This is a genomic window from Marinobacter antarcticus (assembly GCF_011049865.1).
Classification (GTDB): domain Bacteria; phylum Pseudomonadota; class Gammaproteobacteria; order Pseudomonadales; family Oleiphilaceae; genus Marinobacter; species Marinobacter antarcticus_A.
The window spans coordinates 37,013-56,795 of record NZ_DRGY01000137.1 but is presented as its reverse complement, the minus strand read 5'-3'; the positions used below and the strand labels follow the sequence as shown (position 1 = coordinate 56,795).

Here is a 19,783-nt window from a genome sequence, read left to right as displayed (position 1 = left end):
TTTTGCCTGTTCAACAATGTTGCGGTGGCCGCCGCCCACGCCCAGGCCGAACTGGGATGCGAGCGGGTACTGATTATTGATTGGGATGCCCACCATGGTAACGGTACTCAGGATATCTTCTGGGCCGATCCGGATGTGCTGTTTTTTGACATCCACCGGGGCTCACCTTTTTACCCTGGCAGCGGCGCGCTCACTGACGTCGGTGCAGGGCTGGGAGAGGGCTCTGTGGTGAATGTTCCAATGCCCGGCGGCGCTGGAGATGCTGCCTATCTGAAAGCCCTGCGGGAACTTCTGGTGCCAGCCGCAGATTTCTTTAAACCCGACCTTATACTGGTCTCTGCCGGCTTCGACGCGCACTCATTTGATCTGGCGCTCAACGTGACCTACGAGGGCTTTGCCGCGATGACCGGCGTCCTCCAGCAAATTGCGGACAAACACTGCAATGGCCGCTTGGCTATGATTCTTGAGGGTGGCTACAACACGGAGTCCCTGTCCCGGAGTGTGCACTCGGTTCTGCGCGTAATGGCCGGCGCCGAGCCACCAGAACCCAGAGTCTGCGGTATCGAGGAAGTCGATGCCGCCATCGAATTTCACAAAGGTGCTTTCGAGTCGGATTGACACCGCTAACGACGATAGATTGGGCAACCGCGAGCCTGGCTGCGGTTCTGATGAAAAAATAAAAAAGGAATACCCGATGCGCAAACCTGAACTCGCGGCGTCCATCGCCGAACGCACTGGCCTCACCCGTGAAAAAGCCAGCGAGGTGATTACCACGGTTACGGATCAGATCTCGGCCGCCGCTGCCCGGGGCGAAGACACCACCCTGATCGGCTTTGGCACTTTCAACATTCGCGCCCGGGAAGCCCGAGATGGGAGAAACCCGCAAACCGGAGCGGCTATTCGCATCCCCGCCAGCAAAACCGTCGGCTTCAAAGCAGGCAAGGCCCTCAAAGACGCGTTTCGCTAACCCAGGCCTCCTGCCCGTCCACCAGCGTAAGCCGCACCAGCCCGGGCAACGAGCGGCCCAGCACCGGTGCGTGCTGACCCGCAGAAATCAGGGTCTGGCGGCTCGGGGTCCAATGGGCCTCGGGATCAAACACGCAAAGATCGGCAATCTCATCGCTGCCAATGGTTGCGGTTCGTCCGATGACCGAGGCTGGGCCTGAAGTAAGGCCGCGAACCAGCTCAGCGAGGGTAAGCTCCCCACCCTGAACAAGACCCAAACCTAGCGAGAGCACGCTTTCTATACTGGAAAGGCCGGGCTCGGTGGCGGGCAACGGTGCCTGTTTGGCGGCGCTGTCGTGGGGTAAATGCTGGCTTACGATCGCATCAATCACGCCTTCGCGAACGCCGGCAACGAGAGCCTTGCGATCGGTTTCCGAGCGCAACGGCGGGCGCAGGTGAAAACGACTGTCAAAGCCGGCCAGCGCGTCCTGTGTAAAGACAAGCTGATGCATGGCCACGTCGGCCGTCACCGCAATGCCCCGGCGGCGCGCGTCGGCGATCATTTCAACACTTCGGCCGCAGGAAAGCTGGCTCAAATGCAGCTTTACGCCTGTCTCCTCCGCCAGCAAAAGCATTTCCATGACCGACGCGGTTTCTGCCACCTCCGGAATACCCAATAAGCCGAGGCGGGACGTCACCAAACCATCATGGGCGTAGCCGTCTGCGGCCAACGACTGGTTTTCCGGACGAAACATCACCGTAAGGCCAAAGGTTTGAGCGTAGGCCATGCAGCGGCGGAGTACGCGCGCATTGCGCACACCGCGGGATCCATTGCCAACGGCAACACAGCCGGCTGCAATAAGACCGGCCATATCACTGAGCATGTCGCCTTCCAGCCCCCGGGTTATCGCCCCGACCGGCAAAACCCGGATAGCCGAACTGATAGCGGCGGCTTCCCGGATCAGGTGCGTAACGGCTCTGGAGTCATTAACCGGGGAAGTTTCGGGGGAGGTGCAAACGGTTGTAAACCCGCCCCGGGCTGCGGCGCGGGTTTCCGAGGCCATATTGCCCTTCTGGCCATTACCCGGCTCCCGCAGGTTGCAATACAGATCCACGAACCCGGGCGCGATCACACACCCATGCGCATCAAACGTCTGATCTGCCTCGGCCTGCTCAGCGGCCTCGCCCAAGGCCGCAATGCGCCCGTTACGAATCATTAGCGCAATGTTGGGCGCTTCACTGCCATGGCCGTCCAGCAATCGACCACCGGTAATTTTCAGGCTGGAGCCGGGAGTTGGTTTGCTAGCGCTCATGCCGGGCCTCTTTCAATCAGTTCAGCCAGTTTGTGCTGGCGCTCGGCTACCTGCCCGCCCATGGCCATGGACATCACCGCCATGCGGATGGCAATGCCGTTGGTGACCTGATTCAGAATGACCGACTGTGGGCCATCTGCCACGGCGGATTCAATTTCTACGCCGCGATTAATCGGCCCCGGGTGCATCACAATGCATTCCGGATGCGCCAATGCGAGCTTCTCCTGGCTCAACCCATACAATCGATAAAACTCGCGCTCGCTCGGCAACAATGCCCCCTCCATACGCTCTTTTTGCAAGCGCAGCATGATCACCACATCCAGATCTTTCATGCCTTTGACCATGTCGTACTCAACCGTGCAGCCGAGGCTTTCCACATCGGTCGGCAACAAAGTGCCAGGCGCAATAACCCGGATTTGTTCGGCGCCCAGCTCATTGAGTGCGCGAATCTGGGAGCGGGCAACCCGTGAATGCAGAACATCTCCCACGATGGCGACTTTCAGGCCCTCAAAAGCGCCCTTGTGCTGGCGAATGGTCAGCATATCCAGCATGGCCTGGGTGGGATGGGCATGGCGACCGTCACCGGCGTTGATAATAGCGACCCCGGGGGTGACGCTTTCAGCGATGAAGTGAGGTGCGCCGCTCTGGGCATGGCGCACCACAAACATATCGCTGGCCATGGCCTCGAGGTTCAAAAGGGTATCTGAAAGCGACTCGCCCTTGGAGGTCGCAGAGGTGTTTATATCGAGGTTCAGCACGTCTGCAGACAGCCGTTTGGCGGCAAGTTCAAACGTGCTGCGAGTGCGTGTACTGGGCTCAAAAAACAGGTTAACGACCGTTCGCCCTCTCAGCAGGGGCACTTTCTTGATGCTTCGCTCGCCCACTTCAATAAACGAATCGGCGGTATCAAGAATGTCGGTCAGCAACTCCCTGTTCAAACCGTCCAGAGTCAAAAAATGCCGCAACTGGCCGTCCCGGGTTAGCTGCAAATGATTGGGGGAAGCTGCGTTTGCGGTCATGATTTGCCTGCTGTCGGGTTCGGGGGTTTACTGTCCGGCTTCCTGAAGTTCGATGCGCAGCGGATCCGGGCCGCGAAGTTTCACGCGCTGTTGTGCATCAAGCGCCAGTGTCTGCCCCGCCACATCGGGCTGAACGGGCAGTTCACGCGCACCAAGATCAATCAGGGTGGCGAGTATGATACTGGCTGGGCGGCCATAATCGAACAGTTCATTCATTGCCGCCCGTATGGTCCGGCCACTCATGATCACATCATCAACCAGTATGATATCCCGGCCTTCAGTATCAAATGGCAGGCTTGACGGTGTGACTTTCGGATTCAGCCCAATACGACTGAAATCATCGCGATAAAAGGAAATGTCCAGTTCTCCGAACGGCTCCTCAATCCCGAGACGCTTACCAAGAATGTCTGCCACCCAGACGCCGCCAGTGCGGATGCCGATAAGCACCGGTGACTCTATATCACGTTCTTTGAGCAGGCCTCGTAGCCCCGCTTCCAGCTTATCCATCAGCTGATCCATCTCAAGCAATGCGCTCATTACGTTCTCGCTTTTTTATTCTGTTAGCAGCCGACACCAGGTTTCCAGTATCAGCACCGCTGCGCGATCGTCCACTCCGTGGCGACCATAGTCCCGGCTTCCACCGGCTGCCATTACCTGACCCTTGGCTTCGTAACTGGTCAGGCGTTCATCCACCATCTCGACCAGCACATGGAATCGGCCATGCAGCCGTTTACCGAATTTACGGGCGCGGCCACACATGTCGTTTTCGCTGTCATCCATGTTTAGGGGCAGGCCGACCAACACCAGGTCCGGTTGCCATTCCACAAGCAGTTTTTCCAGCTGACTCCAGTCCGGGGCTCCGTTGTCGGCGGGAATCATCGCCAGGGGCTGGCCCGTACCGAGCATTTCCTGGCCCGTCGCCACGCCAATACGGCGAAGCCCGAAATCAAAAGCCATAATGCTGCGCTGACCGATTTCAGGCATGCCCCACAACCTCACTGAGCTGATTAAGATCAATCCCAATCAGCTTGAGAACAGCGTTGTATCGGTCAGGCCACGGTGTCCGGAACACAATGTCTGTGGTCGCCGGACAGGTCAACCAGGCGTTGCTGCCCAGTTCTTCTTCCAGTTGCCCCTCTCCCCAGCCGGAATAACCCAGAGCCATCAGGAATTCCTCCGGCCCTTCGTTGCGACCAATGCCTGCGAGTATATCCCGGGAGGTCGTCAGCATAACGTCGTCTGTAATTGTCGCGGTATTCTGCCATCCGGCGCCCGGCGAATGCAGAACGAACCCCCGCTCCGTCTCAACAGGACCTCCACTGAACACCGGCAGGTCAAGCTCCCCGCCCGGCAGATCAAGCTGTTCCAGAATTTCGCCCAGATGAATATCCAGAGGCTGGTTGATCATCAGTCCGAGGGCGCCTTCATCCGAGTGTTCGCAAAGGTATATAACCGCTCCGTGAAACCGGGGATCAGCGAGATAAGGCGAGGCCACCAGAAAATGGTGGCGCAGGCTATGAGGAGAATGCTTTGATGCGGTCATCCGGATGTCAGCCCCCGTTGCTGGAAGGACCAGGTACGTATGATTTCAAGTTCGTCCACCTCTTTGCGCATATCATCCGGAAAGGGTGCGAACGGTGCGGCCAGTCTGACGATGCGAATCGCCGCGTCATCAAGCAGGGTGCTGCCGGACGAATGCAAAATGACCACTTCCTTGATCGTTCCATCTTTCTGCATGGACACCAGCATTCGCAGAGTGCCATAAACTCCGGCGCGGCGAGCTTCGGTGGGATAGTTGATGTTTCCCACCCGGGTCACCTTGCTCACCCAGTTCTGCACGTACCAGGCGTTGGTGGATTTCAGGGTGGAGGCTGCCGTTACGCGCATGACCCTGGGTTTGCGCGCATAAGCCTGCTTCTGGGCGTCGAACCGGGCCTCAAGGCTGGCAATCTCCAGGCTGCGCTCCATCAGGCTTTTCTTCTCTTTTACCGGCAACGGCTCGTCTTCCGGCTTGGTGCGCTGCTCCGGTTCCTGAACCTGACGGCTCGACTTGCTTTGCGTCTGCACCACCGTTTTTTCCTGACGGCGAACCGGCTCGGTTTGTGTTTGCGGTTCTGGCTGCACCTGAGCCACTTCCGGCTGGCTGATCTCTGTGGGCTGCGGCGTGGTCATCTCCAGAACTTCTTCTTCGGTGCCACTCCCCTGCTGGTTGGTCTGGGCAAGAAAATCTGCCTTTTCGGGCGCCTGCTCGTCATCAAACTGCGACAGGGTGATTTCCATGGTCTGGGCAGAGGAGCGCGGCGGTTCAGGGGCAAAGGTGATGCCCAGCACCACAACCGCATGCACCACCAGCGCCATGAACAGCGTGAAGGAAAACCTGTCGAAATCGCTGACCTGCACCGCCATTACCGCGCCCGTTCCTGTCGTTGAATCGGATCCATGATTTCCCCGTCAGCCTCTGTTCAGGCGGGCCTCGACGGCATCCATCAATAAGCTCGAAATATCTGTTCCAAAAGCACTGTCCAGCTCCCGAATACAGGTTGGGCTGGTTACATTGATCTCGGTAAGGTAATCACCGATGACATCCAGGCCCACAAACATCAGGCCTTTTTCTTTTATAACCGGGGCCACTCGCGCACAAATCTCACGGTCACGGCCTGTGAGCTCGCGCCCCTCACCTCTGCCGCCGGCCGCCAGATTGCCGCGATTCTCGCCTTGCGAAGGAATGCGCGCAAGCGAGTAAGGCACTGCCTCGCCCTCGATCATCAGAATGCGCTTGTCGCCGTCACTGATTTGTGGAATGAACTTCTGAGCCATGGCCTGATGAGCGCCATAGTTGGTGAGCGTTTCAATTATCACGCCCAGGTTGAAATCGTTCTCCTTGACGCGAAAAATGGAATGGCCGCCCATGCCGTCCACCGGTTTCATAATAATGTCGCCGTGCCGGGCGTAGAACTCCCGGAACCGCTTCGACGACCGGCTGACCAACAAAGGCGGCGTCAAATCCTCAAACTGCGCTGCGAACAGTTTCTCGTTGCAGTCCCGCAGCGTGGCAGCCGGGTTAACCACCAGAGCGCCCTGCTGTTCGGCCGACTCAAGAATGTAGGTGGCGATCAGGAACTCGCGATCAACGGGCGGGTCCTTGCGCATCAGAATCACATCAAGATCACCCAGAGCCATGTCCTGAGACGCACCAAAGCTGTACCAGTCGTCGGGATCGGAGCGCACGGTCAGGCTGCGCGTGTGGGCCATAGCCTTGCCGCCGTCCAGATAAAGATCTGGCAGCTCCATGTATTCGATTTCCCAACCGCGATTTTGAGCCGCCAGCAACATCGCCAGAGAGCTGTCTTTTTTGAAATGGATATCCTCAATCGGATCCATCACGATCCCGAGTCGAATAGTCATAGTACCTCTTGAGCTGTTAAGCGGGTAAAACACGAACTGGCCGGCAGAGTGAACCGGGCAGTCGGTGCTAAGCTGCGAAATCAGATGGTATTGTACCCGAGCCTTGAATGCATCCGGAGAAATCCTGGGGCATTTATGTGATGTTTTGAGCAGAAGTACATTTAGTCACAAAGTAATACTTTTTATCGGGCCATCGATAATCTATAAATGGGCAGGGTTTATAGAAGAATCTTAAGGTTTATGCTAAAAACCTCCGGTCGAAAATAATGACAGTCGCTGAGCGCAAGGCACCTGGACAATGGATGACAACTTCGAGAACTTGAAGATCATGGTGATCGACGACAGTAAAACCATTCGTCGCACCGCAGAAACCCTCCTCAAAAAGGTTGGCTGTGAGGTTATAACCGCAACAGATGGTTTTGATGCCCTGGCAAAAATTGCCGATTCACAACCCGATATCATTTTTGTGGATATCATGATGCCGCGCCTGGACGGCTATCAGACCTGCGCGCTTATCAAGAACAATTCCTCTTTCAAAAAGACGCCGGTCATCATGCTGTCCAGTAAGGATGGGCTTTTTGACAAGGCCAAGGGCCGTATCGTGGGCTCTGACCAGTATCTGACCAAACCGTTCAGCAAGGATGAATTGCTCAATACCATCCGTCATTATGTACCTGTGACGTCACAGTAAACCTGCTGGCACCAAGAAACATCGAGGAACCCATGGCTCGCATTCTGATTGTTGATGACTCTCCTACCGAGGTTAAGAAAATTTCCACCATTCTGGAAAAGCACAAACACAACGTGCTGACCGCCGACAACGGCGCCGATGGTGTTGCCAAGGCTCGCGCCGAAAACCCCGATCTGGTCCTCATGGATGTGGTTATGCCTGGCCTCAACGGCTTTCAGGCAACCCGCCAGTTGACCCGGGCGCCGGAAACAGCGTCCATCCCCGTCATTATAGTGACCACCAAAGATCAGGAAACCGACCGTGTGTGGGGCACCCGTCAGGGCGCCAAAGGTTACCTGGTCAAACCGGTTAACGAAGACGATTTGATCAAGACTATCAACAGTCTGATCGCCTGATCCTCAACCCTGGAGCAAGCATGTCCACCCAGGCCGCACCCTTTGCCGTTCTGACGGATATCGCCCAGCGCAGCCGGTCCATGGCCGCTGGTCTGCCCGAACAACAGGAAGCCGTAGAACTCTGGAACGGCATCGGCTTTGTTCTTGCGGGTGAGCGTTATGTGGCGCCCATGGGTGAGGTCACTGAAATACTGCACGTTCCCAGATTTACGCACATTCCGGGGGTGCGTCCATTTTTGCTGGGCGCGGCCAACGTCCGCGGGCGCCTTCTGCCCCTAGTGGACCTGGCCGGGTTCTTTGACATCCCCCGCTCATCTCGCAGTCAGCGGGACCGGCGGGTTCTTGTGATTGAACAGGGGGATGTATTCAGCGGCCTGGTCGTCGATACCGTGCTGGGCATGCAGTACTTTGCAACGGACAGTTTCAGGGCAGCGCCAACCGGTGTGCCTGAAAACGTTCAACCGTTTGTCGCAGGCGGCTATGAACGAAACGAAGAAGTCTGGAAAGTGTTTTCCGCCGTCGACCTGCTCGAAGACGAACGCTTTCTCGACGTCGCACAGTGGTGAGGGTGATAACCGTAGCAGGACAAATGCCCTGACCACCGGACGCCTTATTAACAACAAATTGCCAAATTCTTGAAGAGGCCGGGAGCCAGAAAATGAAAAACAGAGCCGGAAGAATCGGTGCGGGCCAAGGAGGCAACAAACTCGTTGCCGGCCTGATTGCCTCGCTGATTGCACTCACCGTCCTGCTCGTTGTGGTCCTGTTTATCATTAACAGGGACAGCCAGAACGATCAGGAATACATTGCCAATGCTGCCGAACTCAGGGTGCTTTCTCAGGAAATCGCGAAAAACGCGACTGAGGCTGCCGGCGGCACCGGCGAGGCGTTCGATCAGCTACGCCGCTCCCGTGATGAATTCCAAAAGTCCTGGACCGACGTAACCGAAGGCAATCTGGAAACCGGCCTGCCCCCCAGCGAAATGGCCCTCGACAGCGGTGTTCAAGAGCATTGGGATACGGTACGGGCCAACGCCGACAGCATTTTGACGACCAAAGCCGCGGTGCTCGGCTTGCATGAGGTTGCCCGCACCCTGAACGAGACGATTCCCCAACTACAGGTGGAGTACGACGATATCGTTCAAATTCTGCTGGACAAAGGCGCGCCTGCAGAACAGATCGCACTGGCACAGCGTCAGTCACTGCTGGCGGAGCGTATTGTGCGCTCGGTAAACAACGTACTGTCCGGTGACGAAGACGCCGTTATCGCCGCCGACCGGTTTGGCCGCGACGCCAGCCTGTTTGGCCGGGTACTCGAGGGCCAGTTGAACGGCAATCCGGCCATGGGCATTTCCAAGGTTGACGACGAAGATGCCATTTACGGCCTTGAAGCGGTCGATGAGCTGTTCGCGTTCGTGTCCCAGAACGTCGACGCTATCCTTGAAGCCTCTCCCGACCTCTTCAAGGTGCGCACCGCCTCCAGCGATATTTTTCAGAATTCGGAAATCCTGCTTTCCGAGCTCTCTGTGCTTGCCGAAAATTTCCGCGCCCAGAGCGCCTCGCGGTTAGTCAGCCCCACCCTGGCCTTTGTTATTCTGGCGGCCATGGTTGCCATGGTTGTGCTTATCGGCCTGGCCCTCTACCGGGAAGCCCAGGCGCGTCTGGCAACGACCCAGGAGCAGAACGAGCAGAACCAGAATGCGATCCTGCGACTGCTGGACGAGCTGGCCGATCTGGCCGACGGTGATCTTACCGCGGAAGCCACGGTAACAGAGGACTTTACCGGTGCCATCGCCGACTCCATCAACTACGCGATCGACCAGATGCGCGGGCTGGTACAGGCCATTCGTGGCACAGCGGTACGTGTGGCCTCAGCGGCACAGGAAACCCAGTCTACCGCCATGCACTTGGCCGATGCGTCCGAGCACCAGGCCCAGGAAATTGCCGGCGCCTCTGCGGCTGTTAACGAAATGGCCGTTTCCATCGACCAGGTATCGTCCAACGCTGCGGAATCTTCTGCGGTTGCCGAGCGCTCGGTTGCCATCGCCAAGAAGGGCGCTGAAGTCGTACAGAACACCATCCGCGGCATGGACAACATCCGTGAGCAGATCCAGGAAACATCGAAACGGATCAAGCGCCTGGGTGAATCTTCCCAGGAGATCGGTGACATCGTATCCCTGATCAACGACATTGCCGACCAAACCAACATTCTGTCTCTGAACGCTGCCATCCAGGCCTCTATGGCCGGCGATGCAGGCCGGGGCTTTGCGGTCGTTGCGGACGAAGTTCAGCGCCTTGCGGAACGTTCCTCTGCGGCCACCAAGCAGATTGAAGCGCTGGTCAAGACAATCCAGTCTGACACCAACGAAGCCGTTATCTCCATGGAACACACCACCGCCGAGGTGGTACGTGGTGCTCGTCTGGCACAGGACGCAGGTATCGCTCTCGAGGAAATCGAGAACGTATCCATGAGTCTTGCGGAGCTGATTCAGAACATCTCCAACGCCGCACGCCAGCAGTCATCCTCTGCGGCACACATTTCCAACACGATGAACGTTATCCAGGAAATCACCTCGCAGACATCGTCCGGTACCAACGCAACCGCGAAGTCGATCGGGAATCTGGCAGAAATGGCGTCCGAGCTGCGGTCTTCCGTTGCCGGCTTCACGCTGCCCGAAGAGGACATGATCGATTACACGGAAGAGGAAAACAGCAACGTTCCGGTGGTGGGCTGATTTACAGCCCGGGGCTAATGGCGGTTTATGTCTGAACTTCATAACAGTCCGTTATCTGCCGACAGCACCTGGTTTCTGCGCCGTCTTCCTGCGATGGATGAGGCGCAGTTCAAACAGTGGCAAGCATTGTTAGAACAGCGCACAGGCATGACATTACCGGCGGAACGCCGCTCGTTTCTGGAAACCAAACTGGCCATCCGGATGCGGGAAATAGGCTGCAGCAGTTATCAGGCCTACTACGAAACGACGGTTGTAGGCCCGAATGCCATACGGGAATGGTCAACACTGGTTGATCGGCTCACGGTACAGGAAACCCGGTTTTTTCGGGACCCTGACGCTTTTCGCCTGGTCGCTGACTATGTTCTTACGCGGCCCAGGGAACAGCTCCGGAAGCACGCGCTTGAAGCCTGGAGTGTTGGATGCTCTTCCGGCGAAGAGCCTTACACTCTGGCCATGGTATTAAACGAGTGCATGAACCAGTTGGCATTGCAGCCATTGTACGGGGTAACCGGCTCGGATATCAGTGCTCCGGTGCTGGAGAAGGCGCGGACTGGCCAATTTAATGCCCGCAAACTGTCGGGTGTAGAAGCAAATCTGAAGACCCGGTATTTTCGCCCGGCCGAGCGAAATACCGAAGAAATTGTCGATAGCATCCGGGAACGGGTCTGTTTCACCAGGTTGAATGTGTTGGATCTGGATAGAGCACCCATGCACGGAATGAACATTATCTTCTGCCAGAATCTGCTGATTTATTTCCGTCGCTGGCGTCGACGGGACATTGTCAGGCGACTTGCAGAGCGGCTGGCGCCCGGGGGATTACTGGTTTTGGGCCAGGGAGAGCTGACCGATTGGCAGCCTCCCGGTTTGCAGAGGGTACCCTCGGAACATGTACTGGCGTGGATCAAACGCCAGACTGACGAAGAATAACCGGAGAGGTTATGGGCAATCACCATGACAGCATCGCCCTCGACTGGGTTCGGGGCGAGATACAGGACACGCTGACTCAGGGCCAGCATGCACTGGAGTCGTATGTCGAAAATCGCGACGACACGGCCCGCCTGCGCTTCTGCCTGAACTATCTTCACCAAGTGCATGGCACTCTGCAGATGGTTGAGCTGTACGGTGCTGCCTTGCTGACGGAAGAAATGGAAAAGCTCACCCAGGCGGTGCTGGACAACAGCGTCACCAACGTGGACGAAGCCGTTAACGTACTGATGCAGTCTATTCTGCAGCTTCCGCAGTATCTTGAGCATCTGGGTAGCAGCCAGGACGATTTCCCCATGGTGCTGTTGCCTTTGTTGAACGATCTCCGTGCGGCCCGGGGCGAACCTCTCCTTTCAGACACTTCGCTGTTCAAACCCGATCTGGGTCCATCGCGCATACGGGCTGCCGCCAACGCTTCCCAACGGCTGCAGGATCCCAAAGTACTTGGCCATATTCGCAAGCTGCGCCAGATGTATCAGTTTGCCCTTGCGGGCGTTATTCGTGAAGAAGACCTCAACGCCCAGTTCGCCTACTTGCAAAAAGTCATTCAACGGCTGGTTCGCCTGTGTCAAAAAACCCCTCGCGGGGAACTCTGGAAAGCCGCAGCGGCCTTTGTGGAAACGCTGCAGGCCAGGGCCAATCCGGTCAACGCCGCGGTTAAATCCCTGCTACGGGAACTCGACAGCGAGATCCGCCGCCTTACCGAAGAACATGGGAACATTCTGGCGCAACCAGCGCCGGAAGCTCTGCTGAAACACCTCCTCTATTACGTTGCCCGAGCGCGCGACCTTGACTCCGAAAACGTCCGGGATCTGCGTAATCGCTATCAACTTGAACAGGCTTTGCCCTCCGAAGACGACGTGGATGCCGCCCGAAACCGCGTTGCCGGCCCTGGCCGTGAAGCCATTCACTCCGTCGTTAACGCGCTGAATGAAGAGCTCGCCAAACTGAAAGATCAGTTGGACCTGTTTGTCCGCTCGGAAGCGCGCCAGAACGGCGAACTTGGAGATCTTCTGCCCGGTTTGCTGCAGGTAGGCAACACGCTCGCGGTGCTGGGCCTGGGAATTCCACGAAAAGTGATCACCGAACAAAGCGAACTGATTGAGACGCTGAGTAATCAAAGCGATCTTGTCGATGACGGCACTCTGATGGACATCGCCGGAGCTCTGCTCTATGTGGAAGCCAGTCTCGCCGGTCTGGACAGCGATCCGCAGCCGGAGCGATCCGGAAACACCCGCGACAACCTGCCCGCCAATCAGGGCTCCCGCGAACTCGGGGATGCCAGCAACGCCCTTCTGAGAGAGTCGCGTAACACTCTGGAACAGGTGAAATCGGCTGTTATCAATTTCATTGCGTCCCAGTGGGACATCCGCGAAATTGAGCATGTTCCTGGCCTGCTTCACAGCATCCGCGGTGGTTTGAGCCTGATTCCGCTGGAACGCGTGGTCAGTATGTTGGACTCCGCCGAACGCTACATTTCAGACGTTCTGCTCAGCGACAAGCACGTACCCGATTGGAAACAGCTGGACACCCTGGCCGACGCAATTACCAGTATTGAGTACTACCTCGAGCGTCTGGCCGAAGGCATCAGCGACAACGAAGACATTCTGCGAATAGCCGAAGAAAGCCTTGCCAACCTTGGCTTTCCGGTAGGCGAAGAACCCACCTGGGACAACGAACCTGCTCCAAGCGAAATGCCGATTTTAGCGCAAGCTGAAACCAAAACGTCGGATGGGGATCTTCTGGACGACGAGATTCTTGGTATCTTTGTGGAGGAAGCTGAAGAGGTTCTGCAGACCATCCACGAGTTTTATCCGCGCCTGCGCCAGAATCACGGTGATCGACCAGCTCTGACCGAAGTTCGCCGTGCGTTCCATACGCTCAAAGGCAGTGGTCGTCTGGTCGGCGCACACAGTCTTGGCGAATTGGCCTGGTCTGTGGAAAACATGCTAAACGGAGTGATCGACCAGAGCATCAAGCCGAACGATGACTTGTTCACTCTCATAGACGAAGTCAACGCCCGTATTCCTTCACTTATTGAAGAATTCCGTGAAGGCCAGGTAGCCGGCGACGTAGCCGGGCTGATCGAACGCGCCGAGTCGATGACCAAAACCCGCCGCAGCGACGGCGAGCAAACCGACACTGTTCCCCACAAGCCAGCAGACGTGGCGCCGGCAGACGTTCCGGAGCCTGAGACCTCGTCCGGGAACAGCGCGCACGACGACCTGATTGACGACGAAATTCTCGAGATTTTTATCGAAGAAGCCGGCGAGGTTCTGGACACGGTCCGGGACTACTTGCCCATGCTGCTGCGCCAGCACGACGACCGCAGTGCGCTTTCCGAAGTTCGGCGCGCCTTTCACACCCTCAAAGGCAGCGGCCGCATGGTCGGCGCGCTGATTGTGGGTGAACTGGCCTGGTCGATTGAAAACATGCTGAACCGCGTGATTGACGGCAGCATTTTCATGAACGACGACATTGCCAATCTGCTGGAAGAAACCACCGGCACTCTCCCGGCCTTGATGAGCGATTTTGAGCATCACCAACCGCCTTCAATCGATCCGGCTGGCCTTCAGGCGCGCGCCACCGCTCTTGCAAACGGCGAGATTCCTGACAGCACCACCATGCCCGCCGCTGAAACGGAGAGCGTAACCGGCGCCGAAGCCCCCCCCGAAACGGGTTTTGACTTTGACGTAGACGAGGCCGGCGTTGACCCGGTGCTACTGGATATCTTCGAGAGCGAAACAGAAACTCATTTACAGACTCTCAGAGAGTTTCTGGCGTCGGCGGGCGACAAGGTAAATGTCTCCTATACCGACAACCTGTCCCGGGCTCTGCATACCTTGAAAGGCAGCGCTCATACTGCGGGAATTGCTCCCATTGCGGCGATAATTGCGCCACTGGAGCGTTTGATCAAGGAGTCCCGCGCTCAGAATCTGCGCGCCGACCGGGATGTGTTGTCTCTGATCGATACCGCCTGCGACTTCCTGAAACGGGGGTTGATGCAAATTCGCAGAGATCCCCAGGCGTCACTGCCCGGCACCGAAGCGTTCCTTCAAAAGCTGGCTCAGGTCACCAGGGAAACCCTCCACAGCTACAATGAAAACGCCGGCGACGACCGGCAACAGCCTGCACCCTCCCAGCTCGTGCAACTGTTTCTGAACGAGGGTCTGGACGTTATCCTGGACGCCGATCTTATCCTCGATCAGTGGGCCCTGAACCCACAGGATATCGGGCCGCTCCATCGCCTTAATACCGAACTGGTGCAGCTTACCAATGCGGCAACCAATGCTGGCCTGCCTGACGTTGCCGTGTTGTCGCAAGCGTTGCACGAAGTCTACGATGTGGTCGTTGCCCGGAATGACGCTACGCATGAACAGTTTCTCCCGATTGTTCGCAACGCCCACGAACATCTGATCAACATGATGGATCAGGTGGCCGCCGGACTGGCCACCGAGCCGGGCGACGAACTTGTTGCCGAGCTTGAAGACTTCACCCGGTCCATGGGCGAACAACCCTCACCGGACACCAGCGCCTTCGATCAGGAGTTCACTGATAACCTTGAAGAGATTGATCTCAACTTTGGCATGGGTGGACTGGACGCAATCGAAACCGAAAGCGGCAATGTTGAATCAGAAAATGCTGACGCTGAAGCCCCCGACAGCGAACTTGATGAAGAGATCGCGGAAATATTCCTGGATGAGGCTCGCGATCTCATCAACAGCACGGCCGATGCTCTGCAGATCTGGAGCGAATCTACCCACAACCTCGATATACTGCGCCTGCTTCAGCGGGATTTGCATACGTTAAAAGGTGGCGCACGCCTGGCTGGCATTCCGTCGGTAGGCGACCTTTCTCACGAGCTTGAAAATCTGTTTGAGGGGCTGACCGAACAGCGACTGTCGATTAACGACGAGCTATCAGACCTGCTATTCCGCTGTCATGACCGTTTAGCCGGCATGGTAGACAACATGGAAGCGAAAGAGCTTCCTCGCCCGGCGCCTGATCTGATTAGTGAAATCGGCGCTTATATGGACGACGCAGCCGGCTCACACCCCGCCATGGACATAGCAGTGTCAGGGCCCGAGAAGGCTGAGGAAGCCTTCGAGCCGGAAGAGGCAACGCACGATGCCTATCTTTCGGACATGGACCCGGAGCTTACCGGCATCTTCCTCGAGGAGGCCTACGACCTTATAAACTCCACAGGCAGTGCGCTGCATACCTGGAGTGAAGACCCGTCCAATCATTTAATAGCCGCAGAGCTGCAACGGGACGTTCATACCCTCAAGGGCGGCGCTCGGATGGCCGGGGTGGACGCCCTTGGCGATCTTACCCACGTACTTGAAGATCTGTTCGAGAAAGTGGCTGAGGGCCAACTGGAAACCAGCAGTGCCATGCTCAACCTGCTGTTCACCTGCCACGATCGTTTGGCGCAGATGGTGGATCAGGTCGCTACCCGGAAGCCCTGCGACCCTGCCAGCGAGCTGGTGGATCAGGTTGAAGCGATCCTCCGTGGCAACGAGCTTTCCGGTATTTTCCTGAATGAAGGCCGCGATATCCAGGGCGCTATCCGCGAATGTCTTGACCAGTGGCACGAAGCTCCCGATGCAATGAACGGCGTCGCGCAGTTACAGCACGAATTGCACACGCTCAAAGGTGGTGCACGGTTATCGGATGTTGATCCTGTCGCAGATCTGGCTGAGCATTGGTCGGACGCGCTCGATACGCTGATTTTCAACCCCGGCAACCAGGTCCCTCTGTTGGCGCTCAGCGATCGCGGCCTGGCCGATCTGACGTCTATGCTCAGTGCGCTGGAGCTAGGCACCGAGCCGGCTCCGGATCCCGAGCTTCTTGCGGCCTTCAATAGCGCACAAAACCCTGACATCAGCAGCCAGACACCGCTACAGGAACAACCCGCAGAGGCAGATCAGGAAACAACTGACCCGGAGATTCTGGAAATATTTCTGGAAGAGGCCGGCGAAATCATGGATCAGCTGGATCAGCTCCTGGATGACTGGCGCAAAGAACCTGCCAATAACCATTTTAATCAGGAAATCCAGCGCGCGCTGCACACGCTCAAAGGCGGCGCTCGTTTATCACAGCTTTCTGCGTTGGGCGACAGAGCTCACAGTTTTGAAACTCGCCTGATCGAACTGGGCGGCAACGCACCCAATGACGATCAGTGGCAGGCCATCGCAAACGATCACGACGGTATCGCTGCCCTGGTGGCCAACGTGCGTGAGCGCTTCGAATCTGACGTAGCGGTTCAGGAACCGCTGAATGAAGCGACGCAAGAGACGCCAGAGGCGCACAATCTCCCCGAGATTTTAGCAGAACCTGCGCCCAAACCTGCACCGGCCAAAGTTCGGAACAAAGGCGCGGATGCGCAGCGAACCGCCGCACAGGAAACCATCCGGGTATCCGCACCCTTGCTGGACGAGTTGGTTAACCTGGCGGGTGAAACCAGTATTACCCGTGGCCGGCTGGAACAGCAAAGCAGTGATTTTGGCCACACCCTGGACGAAATGGCCGCCACCATCGAGCGTTTGCGCGAACAGCTACGCCGGATGGAAATTGAGACCGAAACCCAGATTCTCTTCAGCGCTGAAAAAGAGCACGGTCCTGATTATGGGGACGACTTCGACCCGCTGGAAATGGATCGGTACTCCTCCATTCAGCAACTGTCCCGGGCCCTGACCGAGTCGTCTTCAGATCTTGCAGATCTGCGCGAGACGCTGTCTGACCGGGTTCGGGATACGGAAACGCTGCTGGTTCAGCAATCCCGCATCAACACGGAACTTCAGGAAGGTCTGATGAAGACCCGAATGATTCCGTTTGCCTCCATGGTGCCGCGTCTGCGCCGGATCATTCGCCAGATTGGCGGTGAGCTGGGCAAAAAAGTTGACTTTGATGTACGCAACCCCGAAGGCGAGATGGATCGCAATATCCTGGAGCGCATGATCGCGCCGCTGGAGCACATGTTGCGCAACGCCATCGACCACGGCATCGAAAGCCCGGACGAACGCCGTAAAAACGGCAAAGCCGAAACCGGCCAGATTACTCTGTCGCTGGTCCGCGAAGGCGGCGATGTGGTGCTGCGCATGATAGACGACGGCGCCGGTATCCCTTCGGCGGTTGTTCGCGACAAGGCAATCAGCCAGGGCCTGTTGCGGGAGGATGAAGATCTCTCCGAACGTGAAATCCTGCAGTTCATTCTGCAACCGGGGTTTTCGACCGCACAACACATTACCCAGATTTCCGGCCGCGGCGTTGGCATGGACGTGGTCGCCAGCGAAATCAAACAGCTCGGCGGTAGTCTGGACATAGAATCACAGGCCGGCCGTGGCACCGTATTCACCGTGCGATTGCCGTTTACGGTCTCGGTAAACCGCGCACTGATGGTATCCACGGGTGAGGACTTTTACGCCATACCTCTCAACACCATTGAAGGTATTGTCCGGGTCAGCACTTACGAGCTTGAGGAGTATTACAAGCCGGACGCGCCACTTTACGAATACGCAGGTCAACAGTACCGGTTGCAGTATCTTGGCAGCCTGTTGAACAGCGACCACCAACCCAAACTTCAAGGCCAGGCCCTGCCACTGCCGGTGATTCTGGTTCGCGGCGCCGAACAACCTATGGCGCTGCAGGTGGATAATCTGATGGGTAGCCGGGAAATCGTTGTTAAATCCCTCGGGCCACAGTTCAGCACTGTTCGCGGCGTATCCGGCGCCACCATCCTTGGTGACGGTAATGTGGTCGTGATTCTTGATCTGCCGGCCATGATCCGTTCCGACATATTGTCTGAACGCCAGCGTCTGGCCGATCTGGAAAAGGCACGGGAGTCTGCCCGCTACGAAGAGCGCGCGACCGTCGTCATGGTCGTGGACGATTCTGTCACCGTTCGGAAGGTGACGTCTCGCCTGCTGGAACGCAACGGCATGGAAGTGATCACCGCCAAAGACGGCCTGGATGCGGTTGCGCAACTGCAGGATCACAAGCCGGACATCATGTTGCTGGACATTGAAATGCCGCGCATGGACGGTTTTGAAGTGGCCAGCTTCGTGCGGCACGATGATAACCTGCGCGATATGCCTATTTGCATGATCACCTCGCGAACCGGCGAGAAGCACCGTGAGCGGGCACTGGCTATCGGGGTCAACGAATACCTCGGCAAGCCGTTCCAGGAGACTGATTTGCTGAAGACAATCGAACGGCTGACCGGTAAGCAGTGATGACCGGCCATCGCGGTCGGATGCACGTGGGTATTGTGTCGGATGTTGTTCTGCAGCGACATCGCCTGCAGGCAGCGGCCGCCAAATTCGGCCTTGAGGTCTGCTTCTCTGGCGACCCTCATAGACTGCAGGATCAACCCGTTCTGCCAGACGCCGGGCTTTGGCTGGTCACCCTCGAAGACGAGGCCGACCACCCTGCTCTGTTCGATTGCTTGCTGGAAAATACCGATGCGCCGGTTCTGTTCGGGTTGGATCAGGCCCCGGCGCCCGGCAGTGCCGAGTATGTTCGCTGGGAACGCCGACTCTTAGGCAAGTTGGAGCAACAATTGGGAGAGCTTGCGCAGCTTGATTCGCAAGCCAGCCTGGAACAGCTCGCAGAACAGACTCCTGAAAACGCCGTTTCATCGGAGCTGCCGCATTGGTTAACACCCGCAGCACCTGACTCTGTCGCAGAGGAAATCTGGGTATTATGCGCCTCTTTGGGTGGGCCGGCTGCCGTAAAGGCGTTTCTGGATCATCTACCACCAGGCTTGCCCGTTGGGTTTATCTACGCTCAGCACATTGAGGGTCATTTTGCCGAGGTCCTCACGCGGGTGCTTGGCCGGCATGCGCATTACACACTTCAGCATGCCGAGGAAAATTATCGGGTAAAAAACGGTGACGTGGTACTGATGCCGGTTGAGCACGAATGGGCTTTTGAAAGCACCGGCGTACTGACCGAACTGGACACGCCCTGGCCTGGGCCTTATGGGCCCTGTATTGACAAGGTGTTGCTGAATACCGCAGACCGTTATGGCGCACAATGCCATGCAATTCTGTTTTCCGGCATGGGGAACGACGGTGCGATTGCAGCGCCTTTGCTGAAAGCCTACGGTAGCCAGATCTGGGTTCAGGAAAGCACCAGTTGCGCCAACAGCTCAATGCCGGATTCCGTCGCCGCCACTGGCTGCGCCAGTTTTTGCGGTACACCAGAGCAACTGGCCGGGGAACTGGTCAAAACCATTGAAAAATCCTGTCTGCTCAAAGGCCGGCAGAAACGGGACACCGCATGAGGACACATCA

At 57.2% G+C, this 19,783-nt stretch carries 16 protein-coding genes; 9 read left to right on the top strand and 7 right to left on the bottom strand.

Annotated elements, in window-relative coordinates; translation table 11 throughout:
• Positions 1–618: histone deacetylase family protein (locus ENI00_RS16620; RefSeq protein ID WP_304104767.1), on the top strand; the 618-nt coding region annotated here is incomplete at its 5' end.
• A 76-nt stretch (positions 619–694) separates the two neighbouring features.
• Positions 695–967, top strand: coding sequence for an HU family DNA-binding protein (locus ENI00_RS16615; RefSeq protein WP_304104764.1), 273 nt, complete (start codon positions 695–697; stop codon positions 965–967).
• Here the strand turns inward: ENI00_RS16615 and ENI00_RS16610 are convergent.
• Genes ENI00_RS16610 through gshB form a run of 7 tightly spaced genes read right to left on the bottom strand, consistent with a single transcriptional unit; the run spans position 948 to position 6,682 of the window.
• The gene (locus ENI00_RS16610; RefSeq protein WP_304104761.1) at positions 948–2,258 is read right to left on the bottom strand and encodes a dihydroorotase; all 1,311 of its coding nucleotides are present in this window, start codon (positions 2,256–2,258) and stop codon (positions 948–950) included. The two genes, ENI00_RS16615 and ENI00_RS16610, sit on opposite strands and share 20 nt — an antisense overlap.
• Positions 2,255–3,277, bottom strand: coding sequence for an aspartate carbamoyltransferase catalytic subunit (locus ENI00_RS16605; RefSeq protein WP_304104758.1), 1,023 nt, complete (start codon positions 3,275–3,277; stop codon positions 2,255–2,257). Before ENI00_RS16605 ends, ENI00_RS16610 begins: the two co-directional genes overlap by 4 nt.
• Before the next feature lie 27 nt (positions 3,278–3,304).
• Positions 3,305–3,814 carry a bifunctional pyr operon transcriptional regulator/uracil phosphoribosyltransferase PyrR gene (pyrR, locus tag ENI00_RS16600; protein WP_304104756.1) on the bottom strand — a complete coding sequence of 170 codons (510 nt, stop codon included), beginning with the start codon at positions 3,812–3,814 and terminating at the stop codon, positions 3,305–3,307.
• 15 nt (positions 3,815–3,829) lie between these two features.
• A complete protein-coding gene (gene ruvX / locus ENI00_RS16595; protein ID WP_304104753.1) occupies positions 3,830–4,261 on the bottom strand; it encodes a Holliday junction resolvase RuvX in 432 nt (143 codons plus the stop codon).
• Entirely contained in the window at positions 4,254–4,820 is a 567-nt protein-coding gene (locus ENI00_RS16590) for a YqgE/AlgH family protein (RefSeq protein WP_304104750.1), read from the bottom strand. Before ENI00_RS16590 ends, ruvX begins: the two co-directional genes overlap by 8 nt.
• Positions 4,817–5,683, bottom strand: coding sequence for an energy transducer TonB (locus tag ENI00_RS16585; RefSeq protein ID WP_304104747.1), 867 nt, complete (start codon positions 5,681–5,683; stop codon positions 4,817–4,819). Before ENI00_RS16585 ends, ENI00_RS16590 begins: the two co-directional genes overlap by 4 nt.
• A gap of 45 nt (positions 5,684–5,728) precedes the next feature.
• Positions 5,729–6,682 carry a glutathione synthase gene (gshB, locus tag ENI00_RS16580; protein ID WP_304104744.1) on the bottom strand — a complete coding sequence of 318 codons (954 nt, stop codon included), beginning with the start codon at positions 6,680–6,682 and terminating at the stop codon, positions 5,729–5,731.
• 298 nt (positions 6,683–6,980) lie between these two features.
• On the opposite strand from gshB, the gene pilG reads away from it, so the two are divergent.
• From pilG to ENI00_RS16545, 7 genes are all read left to right on the top strand, one after another.
• Positions 6,981–7,373 carry a twitching motility response regulator PilG gene (pilG, locus tag ENI00_RS16575; RefSeq protein ID WP_304104742.1) on the top strand — a complete coding sequence of 131 codons (393 nt, stop codon included), beginning with the start codon at positions 6,981–6,983 and terminating at the stop codon, positions 7,371–7,373.
• 32 nt (positions 7,374–7,405) lie between these two features.
• Positions 7,406–7,768, top strand: coding sequence for a twitching motility response regulator PilH (gene pilH / locus ENI00_RS16570; RefSeq protein WP_304104738.1), 363 nt, complete (start codon positions 7,406–7,408; stop codon positions 7,766–7,768).
• A 20-nt stretch (positions 7,769–7,788) separates the two neighbouring features.
• The gene (locus tag ENI00_RS16565) at positions 7,789–8,334 is read left to right on the top strand and encodes a chemotaxis protein CheW (RefSeq protein WP_304104735.1); all 546 of its coding nucleotides are present in this window, start codon (positions 7,789–7,791) and stop codon (positions 8,332–8,334) included.
• Between the two features lie 92 nt (positions 8,335–8,426).
• Complete coding sequence (locus tag ENI00_RS16560; protein WP_304104732.1) at positions 8,427–10,502, top strand: methyl-accepting chemotaxis protein; 2,076 nt, start codon at positions 8,427–8,429, stop codon at positions 10,500–10,502.
• A 27-nt stretch (positions 10,503–10,529) separates the two neighbouring features.
• Positions 10,530–11,429, top strand: a complete 900-nt coding sequence (locus ENI00_RS16555) for a CheR family methyltransferase (protein ID WP_304104729.1) — start codon at positions 10,530–10,532, stop codon at positions 11,427–11,429.
• An 11-nt stretch (positions 11,430–11,440) separates the two neighbouring features.
• Positions 11,441–18,721, top strand: coding sequence for an Hpt domain-containing protein (locus ENI00_RS16550; protein WP_304104726.1), 7,281 nt, complete (start codon positions 11,441–11,443; stop codon positions 18,719–18,721).
• A complete protein-coding gene (locus ENI00_RS16545; protein WP_304104724.1) occupies positions 18,721–19,773 on the top strand; it encodes a chemotaxis protein CheB in 1,053 nt (350 codons plus the stop codon). The genes ENI00_RS16550 and ENI00_RS16545 overlap by 1 nt, the downstream gene beginning before the upstream one ends.
• Positions 19,774–19,783: the final 10 nt, after the last annotated feature.

Coding starts and splice junctions, on each gene's coding strand:
- ENI00_RS16550 (WP_304104726.1), top strand. CDS start 11,441: ATGGGCAATCACCATGACAGCATCGCCCTCGACTGGGTTCGGGGCGAG.
- gshB (WP_304104744.1), bottom strand. CDS start 6,682: ATGACTATTCGACTCGGGATCGTGATGGATCCGATTGAGGATATCCAT.
- ENI00_RS16590 (WP_304104750.1), bottom strand. CDS start 4,820: ATGACCGCATCAAAGCATTCTCCTCATAGCCTGCGCCACCATTTTCTG.
- ENI00_RS16615 (WP_304104764.1), top strand. CDS start 695: ATGCGCAAACCTGAACTCGCGGCGTCCATCGCCGAACGCACTGGCCTC.
- ENI00_RS16545 (WP_304104724.1), top strand. CDS start 18,721: ATGACCGGCCATCGCGGTCGGATGCACGTGGGTATTGTGTCGGATGTT.
- ruvX (WP_304104753.1), bottom strand. CDS start 4,261: ATGCCTGAAATCGGTCAGCGCAGCATTATGGCTTTTGATTTCGGGCTT.
- ENI00_RS16555 (WP_304104729.1), top strand. CDS start 10,530: ATGTCTGAACTTCATAACAGTCCGTTATCTGCCGACAGCACCTGGTTT.
- ENI00_RS16560 (WP_304104732.1), top strand. CDS start 8,427: ATGAAAAACAGAGCCGGAAGAATCGGTGCGGGCCAAGGAGGCAACAAA.
- ENI00_RS16585 (WP_304104747.1), bottom strand. CDS start 5,683: ATGGCGGTGCAGGTCAGCGATTTCGACAGGTTTTCCTTCACGCTGTTC.
- ENI00_RS16610 (WP_304104761.1), bottom strand. CDS start 2,258: ATGAGCGCTAGCAAACCAACTCCCGGCTCCAGCCTGAAAATTACCGGT.
- ENI00_RS16565 (WP_304104735.1), top strand. CDS start 7,789: ATGTCCACCCAGGCCGCACCCTTTGCCGTTCTGACGGATATCGCCCAG.
- pilH (WP_304104738.1), top strand. CDS start 7,406: ATGGCTCGCATTCTGATTGTTGATGACTCTCCTACCGAGGTTAAGAAA.
- pilG (WP_304104742.1), top strand. CDS start 6,981: ATGGATGACAACTTCGAGAACTTGAAGATCATGGTGATCGACGACAGT.
- pyrR (WP_304104756.1), bottom strand. CDS start 3,814: ATGAGCGCATTGCTTGAGATGGATCAGCTGATGGATAAGCTGGAAGCG.
- ENI00_RS16605 (WP_304104758.1), bottom strand. CDS start 3,277: ATGACCGCAAACGCAGCTTCCCCCAATCATTTGCAGCTAACCCGGGAC.